This window comes from Citrifermentans bremense R1 (assembly GCF_000426865.1).
In the GTDB taxonomy this organism is placed as follows: Bacteria; Desulfobacterota; Desulfuromonadia; order Geobacterales; family Geobacteraceae; genus Geomonas; species Geomonas bremensis.
In genome coordinates this window covers 468,400-475,580 of sequence record NZ_AUGE01000002.1, presented here as the reverse complement: position 1 = coordinate 475,580, position 7,181 = coordinate 468,400, and the positions used below count along the sequence as shown (strand labels likewise).

The following is a 7,181-nucleotide window of genomic DNA, read 5'->3' as shown; positions in this document are numbered from 1 at the left end:
CCCAGGAAACCCGGGCAACTCCGCAGCAGACGCGACACGACCATCGGCGCATAAAGGAGCTTGAGCGTGAGCTACGGCGTAAGGAGAAGGCTCTCGCAGAAACGGCTGCGCTCCTGGTTCTTTCAAAAAAGCTCTCGGCGATCTACGGGGAGGGCGCGGACGACTGATCCGGCTGGAAGATCGCCAGAACGTTGCTCAACACATCGAGCAAGCCCATGCCGACGGCGCTCGGCTCAAACCCGCCTGCCGCCTCGCCGGCATCGACGTGAGGACCCTACAAAGGTGGAAAGCCAGCGATGGCCTCGTGCTAGGTGTGAATCGGCTTCGAATTTTGACCCAGTACCGGCTTCCAAGGGTGACCCACCCCTATTGAAATATTGAGGCCTTTCAGATTGGGGGGGGAGGGTCTCAAGATGCCGATGATGGGTCAAAATTGGAAGCCGATCGACAAGAGGTGATACTGCGAGTGTCTGGGCACAAAGGGCAGGGTTCAAAAAAGGGCTGTTTCGAAAATGGCTACATTTCGGATGGCCACAGAATGGTCACAGGATGGTCACAGACTTGACTGATGTAATGTGGAATTGAGCTGGGAGAACATGAGTCCTGCAGTATTAATATGATCGGAGATGCTGTAACTCTCCGAAGTGTACAAGCAAAAAGGCCAAGTCGTAAGACTTGGCCTTTGCTGTTTGCATGGTGGGCGATACTGGGTTCGAACCAGTGACCCCTGCCGTGTGAAGGCAGTGCTCTCCCGCTGAGCTAATCGCCCATGTGTCCCGATTAAATAGCAGATCGATTTAGCCGTGTCAAGCCCTCATTATCCAACAGGCTGGAAGTCACAACCTCTCTCTACTCCGTTCGCTTTTCCATCTTTACTGGTATAGTTTCTTCATCTCCCTGAACCAGAACGATTTCTGAGCTGGCCGGATCTTCTTTTCTTCAACGGACATCTGGCAGAGAAAGAAGGTTCCTCCTCCGCTTATTCTCAAAGCTCAACAATAAAAGCACGCTCTCCCGCACTCTTCGGTTTGCCGTCCTTAAACATTGTTCTAATTCAGTTCTTTCACCTTGACACGCTCCTTTTGCTGTTGCTATATTGCGGCAGTTCTGACCCCTGCTGTAGGGGGCGCTCGCGGCATCGATGCCGTTGCCGTAAACTGCTTCATTTCTGTCAGTCGAATCGAATTGCCGGTTCTGTCAAAGGTGTGATTGTGAAACTGGAACAAGGTCTTATTCAGGTGTATACCGGCAACGGCAAGGGTAAGACCACTGCGTCTTTGGGACTTGCGCTGCGCGCTACTGGGCGTGAGCTTAAGGTCTGCATGATCCAGTTCATGAAGGGCGGGGGGCCTTACGGGGAGCAGATGGCCGCCGAGCGCCTGGCGCCGTTTCTCACCATCATCCAGACCGGGCGCCCCGGCTGGGTCAGAAAGGGTAACCCCCACGAAGAGGACAAACAGCTGGCGGCCGAGGCGCTGGAATTGGCGGCGAAGACTGTCCAGAGCGGCGAGTACGACCTGGTGATACTCGACGAGATCAACGGTGCGGTCTCCATGGGGCTCGTCCCCGTCGACGGGGTACTCGATCTCATGCGCGGCAAGCCGCATCATGTCGAACTGGTGCTGACCGGCAGAAATGCCCACGAAAGAGTGATCGAGGCCGCCGACCTGGTAACCGAGATGCGCGAGGTCAAGCACTACTACAAGGCCGGAGTGCCGGCACGGGTCGGCATCGAGAAATAGCGACACTTTAAAAGCTTGGTAGCTTTATATTTCAATACTGATCAATTCGGAGGTATGCCATGGCTGAAAGAAGAATACGTGTACTGGTAGGTAAGCCGGGTCTGGATGGCCATGACAGGGGAGCCAAGATCATCGCCCGCGCTTTACGCGATGCCGGTTTCGAGGTCATCTACACCGGTCTGCACCAGACTCCCGAACAGATCGTTTCCGCCGCGATCCAGGAAGACGTCGATTGCGTGGCGCTCTCCATCCTCTCCGGCGCCCACAACACGCTGCTGCCCGCGGTCAGGGAGATCATGAAGGAAAAAGGGGCGAGCGACATCGTCCTCATGGCGGGCGGCGTCATTCCTGAGGACGACATCCCGGGCCTCAAGGCTGCTGGCATCGCCGAAGTCTTTACCCCGGGTACCTCGACCGAGACCATCGTCGCCTGGATGCGCGACAACGTAACTCCGCACGCCTAAGACCTGTTCCGCATTTTGTTCTGCGTCACATGCGCCGCGTTCTTGCCCACAGGCAGTTCGCGGCGCACCCGCGTGGAAGCCTGGAGAGACCCTGCGGCAACGTGTGGCAAGGCCTCTCCGATCATATATGAATTCTGGAGTTGAAACATGAGCCTTGCCGAACGTGTGCTGGATGGCGAGATACGCGCCGCGGCGCGCCTGATGCGGGATATCGACGACCGTTTCAAAAGCGCCGTCGACGAACTGAAGATCCTCTACCCCCATACCGGAAAAGCCTATATCATCGGCATCACCGGCCCGCCTGGCGCCGGCAAGTCGACCCTCGTTGACCAGGTCGTGGCGGCCTACCGCAAGAAGGACCTCCTGGTGGGTGTGGTGGCGATCGACCCGACCAGCCCCTTTTCCGGCGGCGCCATCCTGGGTGACCGCATCCGCATGAACCGCCATGCCGACGACCCCGGCGTCTTCATCAGGAGTCTCGCCACCCGCGGCGCCCTGGGGGGGCTTTCGCGCTCTACCATGGACGTGCTCAACGTGATGGACGCGATGGGGCTCGATGTCATCGTGGTGGAAACGGTCGGGGTAGGGCAGGACGAGGTCGACATCGTCAGCACCGCGCACACCACCGTCGTGGTCATGGTCCCGGGCCTGGGAGACGATATCCAGGCGATCAAGGCGGGCATCCTCGAAATCGGGGACGTCTTCGTAGTCAACAAGGCGGACCGGGACGGCGCCGACCGCACCGCGCGCGAACTGACCGCGATGCTCGAGATGAAACACCCCGAAGCCGGCGACTGGATGCCGCATGTGATCAAGACCGAAGCGGCCAAAGGGCTCGGCATCGACGAACTGGTGGACGAATTCGAGGCGCACCACAGCTACCTCAAGGAGTCGGGCGCCCTGCAGCGCCTGATCCAGGAACGAAACGCCAAGATCTTCGCGGACACGCTGCGCGAGGAGCTCTTCGAGTCCGTCTTCAGCGGCATAAAGGAAAGCGGGAAGTACCAGCAGATACTCGACGGCATGCGCGACAGGAGCACCGATCCTTACAGCGCCGTGGAAGAGGTCATGGCTGCGCGCTCTTTTTCTTGACCCTGGGACCTAAAGATGTTAATTAGAAGGCGAAATGGGGCGCAGGCCCCATTAGTCGTTTCTGGTCGGGAGTTGTCGAGATGTTTCGTAAGATATTGTTTTTCGTAGTCGTTGCTGTCGCTTTTTCCATCGTAGTTTATAAACCCTGCGCTACCTCCGAACCCTCCGCCAACCCCAGCGATCCGGCCAGGGAAGACCTCACCCGCGTAGAATACCCGAGCCTCGCCAACGTCCCCTGGAAGGGGCACTTCGTCAAGCCCAATGAGACCCTGGAGTCGCTCTTTGGCGCCGACTGGCCCGTCGTCGCCCGCTTCAACAGGATCGACCGTCGCCATGTCTATCCGGGCATGACCATAAAGGTTCCCAAGGACCTGGCCGCGGCAAGAAACTACTGTCCGCTTCCTGCCGAATACCAAGAGTCAAAACGCTACGGGAAATACATCCTCATCGACCTGACCGAACAGTGGATGGGAGCCTACGAGAACGGGAAGCTCAAGTTCTCCGCTCCTGCCGCAACCGGCGCGAACGGCCACGAAACCCCCGTCGGCCTCTACCGCATCGACGCGCGGGACCGGCAGCACACCTCCTCGCTCTACCAGACCGAGGACGGCTCGGCGCAGTACCCCATGGACAACGCCATGCGTTTCCACATAGGTGCCGACAACGTCTCCTACTGGATCCACGCCAGGGATCTACCCGGCAAGCCCGCCTCCCATGGCTGCGTCGGCCTCTTCGATGAGGGGATGCAGAACCGGGTGTACGGCATCCCTGAAAAGCCGGTGCTCATCGATTCACAGAAGTTTTACGCCTGGGCTGTCGGTGAGAACGACTACGAGGACGACAGCGGCCACCTGGAAGAGCTTGAGGACGGCCCGGCCGTAGAGGTGAGGGGAGCGAACCCTGTGTACCGGAAGTGAGATAAACGAAGCGGAAGCGACTGACCCGGGCGAGGGGTTTGTTATACTCTCAAACTGTGCCCGCGTGGCGGGCGGCTTCCATCTCACTGTGGTACGGAGCGGCGGTGCATGAATTTTTCAAGGAATACCTGCAGGTGCACGGGTATTGGGTGCTCTTTTTAGGGACCTTCCTCGAAGGGGAGGCGATACTCATCTTCGCCGGGTTCCTCGCCTTTGGGGGATACCTCAACATATACCTGGTGATGCTCTCCGCCCTTGCCGGGTCCTTTTTGGGCGACCAGTTCTACTTCCATGTCGGGCGCCGCAAAGGCCCTTTCCTCCTCAAGTTCTTCTCGTCCATTGCCAAGAAATTCAGAAAAGCCCTGAAGCTGATTGAGCGTTACGGCACCTTCGTCGCCTTCATCTCCCGCTACACCTACGGTTTCAGAATTGTGCTTCCCATCATCCTCGGCATGACGCCGTTCCCCTCCCGGTCCTTCTTGTACCTTAATTTGGTATCCGCCCTTAGTTGGTCCATCGTCTTCTCCATGGCGGGGTACCTGTTCGGAAAAGCTGCCGGCCTCTTCATCGAAGATGTGGGGCGTTACGAGCCGTACCTGCTCCTCGCCTTGGGCACCATCGTCTTTTGTTTCTGGATCAGCCATTTTGTCGCTCACTGGTGGCGCCAGCGCCCCGCGAGAGCCAGGCTCAAAAGGATGAAACTCCGGAACCTCCAAAACCCTTAGCCACGGAGACACGGGGAAAAGCTGAGAAAACAAAGAAAGGTTCTCTCCGCTTTGATTTCTCAGATGTCCTCAGATTTCCTCCTTGTTAACAGTTTCAGCCTCTGACTCTGCAGTTGAAAACCCCGCCCCGTTGTGGTCTAATGCAGCTCCTGGTGTTCGCCTTCCCAGTTTTAACAATTCCCACTGACAAAGGTTCTGCATGGATTTGAAGCAAAGAGTATCCGTCGTTTTGGTGGGGACCCAGAGTCCCGGCAATATAGGCATGGTCTGCAGGGCTATGAAGAACATGGGGCTCTCCGACCTGCGCCTGGTAAACCCCTGCCAGGTCGATCACCTGGACGCGGTCAAGTTCGCCGTGTCGGCCCGCAATCTCCTCGACTCTGCCCGAATCTTCACCTCCCTCGAAGACGCCATCGCCGACTGCGAGTTCCCCGTCGCCACCACCAGGCGCCATGGCAAATACCGCAATGAGATCTCCACCCCGGCGGAGATCGTGGAGCGCTTCTCCACCTGTGCGCCGGCAAGCCGCATGGCGCTGGTCTTCGGGCGCGAGGACAGCGGCCTCACCACCGACGAAGTTGCCCTTTGCCGGTGGCAAGCGACCATCGAGACGGCCGACGAATTCGGTTCTCTGAACCTCTCCCAAGCGGTCCTCATCTTCTGCTACGAGTTTCTCAAAGGCGCCGCACCCGCACCGGCGAAGCAGGCCCGTGACATTGCCGGGTCCGCCTCCCTTGAGCCGCTGTACCAGCACATGGAGCGCTCCTTCCTGAGGATCGGCTACCTGAACCCGCAAAACCCCGATCACATGATGCGGACCCTGCGTCGCATTTTCTCCCGCGCCGAACTCGACGAGCGCGAGGTCTCCTCGCTGCGCGGGCTCCTCTCCCAGATAGACTGGGCCTGCTCCGAGTTCAAAGGGAAGAAGGGCGAATGACCCTCGTCGGCACCTTGGGCTTTTGTGCCGGGCTCCTCACCAGCGGGGCGGCGGTGCCCCAGGTCTACAAGACCTACAAGACCAGGCACGCGCGCGACATTTCCATGTGGCAGCTGGTCATGTTGAGTCTCGGCATGCTGCTCTGGCTCATCTACGGCTCCATGATCGGCGACCTGCCGCTGATCCTCGCCAACACCTTTTCCATTGCGTGCTACGCCTCGCTCATTGCCATGAAGCTCCGCTATGACAGAGAGGATCGAGGCAGCTAAAGGCACCGCACACGGATTCAGCGGATAACGCGGATAACTGCGGATTAAGCTTTAGCAGGGGTTTTGTTTGATCCGCAGTTATCGATTTTGATCCGCGTCATACGCGTGCGAGGGGTTTTTAAAAAAGTCCCGTTTAATATTAAAATATGCTAAAGTGCGTCCGTCCGCTGCCGAAGAGGAACCATGTGTGATGGGCACTGGTCCTTTTAGTGACGTTTTGCAGCCGATGACTTAGCGAGGGGTTTTACAAGTGAAGATTCTCCTTACCAATGACGACGGGGTGCATTCTCCCGGTCTCGCCGCGCTGATCAAGAAGGTTTCCGAGGTGGCCGAGGTCGTAGTAGTGGCCCCGGACCGGGAACAAAGCGCCGTCTCCCACGCGCTCACCCTGCATCACCCGTTAAGAGCGGCCCGCATCGGCGCCAACGTCTTCTCCGTCGAGGGGACCCCTACCGACTGCGTCAACTTAGGCATTCACAGCCTATTGTCGTACAGCCCGGACCTCGTCATCTCCGGCGTCAACCGCGGCGCCAACATAGCGGACGACGTTACCTACTCCGGCACGGTGGCGGCGGCGCTGGAGGCGACACTGATGGGTATTCCCGCTATAGCAGTCTCCCTGGTCACCCGCTCGGCAGGCGAGCATTTCGAGGCCGCGGCCGCCTGCGCGGCAAAGCTTGCCGTGACCGTGCACCAAAAAGGCCTTCCGCGCGACACCTATCTCAACGTGAACGTGCCGGATCTCCCAGCGGAGAGCCTGCTGCCGCCTCTCATCACCTGCCAGGGGAAGCGCAGCTACGAGGGGACCATCGTAGACAAGGTCGATCCCCGCGGCAGGAACTACTACTGGATCGGCACCACCGACCTGAGCTTCGAGGACATTCCCGGCACCGATTATCATGCAGTTTCGAGAGGACACGTATCGATATCCCCCTTGCACATCGATCTCACCAACCATGCCTCGATCGAGATGCTGAAGTCCTGGGAATTGCCGTGATGCTGGACTTTTAGAACTCCTTTTGTTATATTTCCCCG

The 7,181-nt window shown here is 58.4% G+C and carries 8 protein-coding genes, 1 tRNA gene and 1 pseudogene; 9 read left to right on the top strand and 1 reads right to left on the bottom strand.

Annotated elements, in window-relative coordinates; all coding sequences use genetic code 11:
• Positions 1-322: pseudogene (locus K419_RS23005) on the top strand (IS3-like element ISAzo10 family transposase); the annotation flags it as partial.
• A gap of 372 nt (positions 323-694) precedes the next feature.
• Here the strand turns inward: K419_RS23005 and K419_RS0104540 are convergent.
• Positions 695-769 (bottom strand) — tRNA-Val (locus K419_RS0104540).
• A gap of 442 nt (positions 770-1,211) precedes the next feature.
• Here K419_RS0104540 and cobO point away from each other — a divergent pair.
• From cobO to surE, 8 genes are all read left to right on the top strand, one after another.
• Complete coding sequence (gene cobO, locus K419_RS0104535; RefSeq protein WP_026840544.1) at positions 1,212-1,742, top strand: cob(I)yrinic acid a,c-diamide adenosyltransferase; 531 nt, start codon at positions 1,212-1,214, stop codon at positions 1,740-1,742.
• A gap of 59 nt (positions 1,743-1,801) precedes the next feature.
• Positions 1,802-2,206, top strand: a complete 405-nt coding sequence (locus K419_RS0104530) for a cobalamin B12-binding domain-containing protein (protein ID WP_012531122.1) — start codon at positions 1,802-1,804, stop codon at positions 2,204-2,206.
• 147 nt (positions 2,207-2,353) lie between these two features.
• Positions 2,354-3,298, top strand: a complete 945-nt coding sequence (gene meaB, locus K419_RS0104525) for a methylmalonyl Co-A mutase-associated GTPase MeaB (protein WP_026840543.1) — start codon at positions 2,354-2,356, stop codon at positions 3,296-3,298.
• Positions 3,299-3,378: 80 nt separating this feature from the next.
• Positions 3,379-4,215 (top strand): L,D-transpeptidase family protein, encoded by an 837-nt coding sequence (locus K419_RS0104520; protein ID WP_026840542.1) that lies wholly within the window; start codon positions 3,379-3,381, stop codon positions 4,213-4,215.
• A gap of 104 nt (positions 4,216-4,319) precedes the next feature.
• Positions 4,320-4,940, top strand: a complete 621-nt coding sequence (locus K419_RS0104515; protein ID WP_026840541.1) for a DedA family protein — start codon at positions 4,320-4,322, stop codon at positions 4,938-4,940.
• A gap of 199 nt (positions 4,941-5,139) precedes the next feature.
• Positions 5,140-5,877: an RNA methyltransferase gene (locus tag K419_RS0104510; RefSeq protein WP_026840540.1), complete on the top strand. Its 738-nt coding sequence runs from the start codon at positions 5,140-5,142 to the stop codon at positions 5,875-5,877.
• A complete protein-coding gene (locus K419_RS0104505) occupies positions 5,874-6,146 on the top strand; it encodes a SemiSWEET family sugar transporter (protein WP_026840539.1) in 273 nt (90 codons plus the stop codon). Before K419_RS0104510 ends, K419_RS0104505 begins: the two co-directional genes overlap by 4 nt.
• Before the next feature lie 250 nt (positions 6,147-6,396).
• Positions 6,397-7,143 carry a 5'/3'-nucleotidase SurE gene (gene surE, locus K419_RS0104500; protein ID WP_026840538.1) on the top strand — a complete coding sequence of 249 codons (747 nt, stop codon included), beginning with the start codon at positions 6,397-6,399 and terminating at the stop codon, positions 7,141-7,143.
• Positions 7,144-7,181 lie beyond the last annotated feature (38 nt).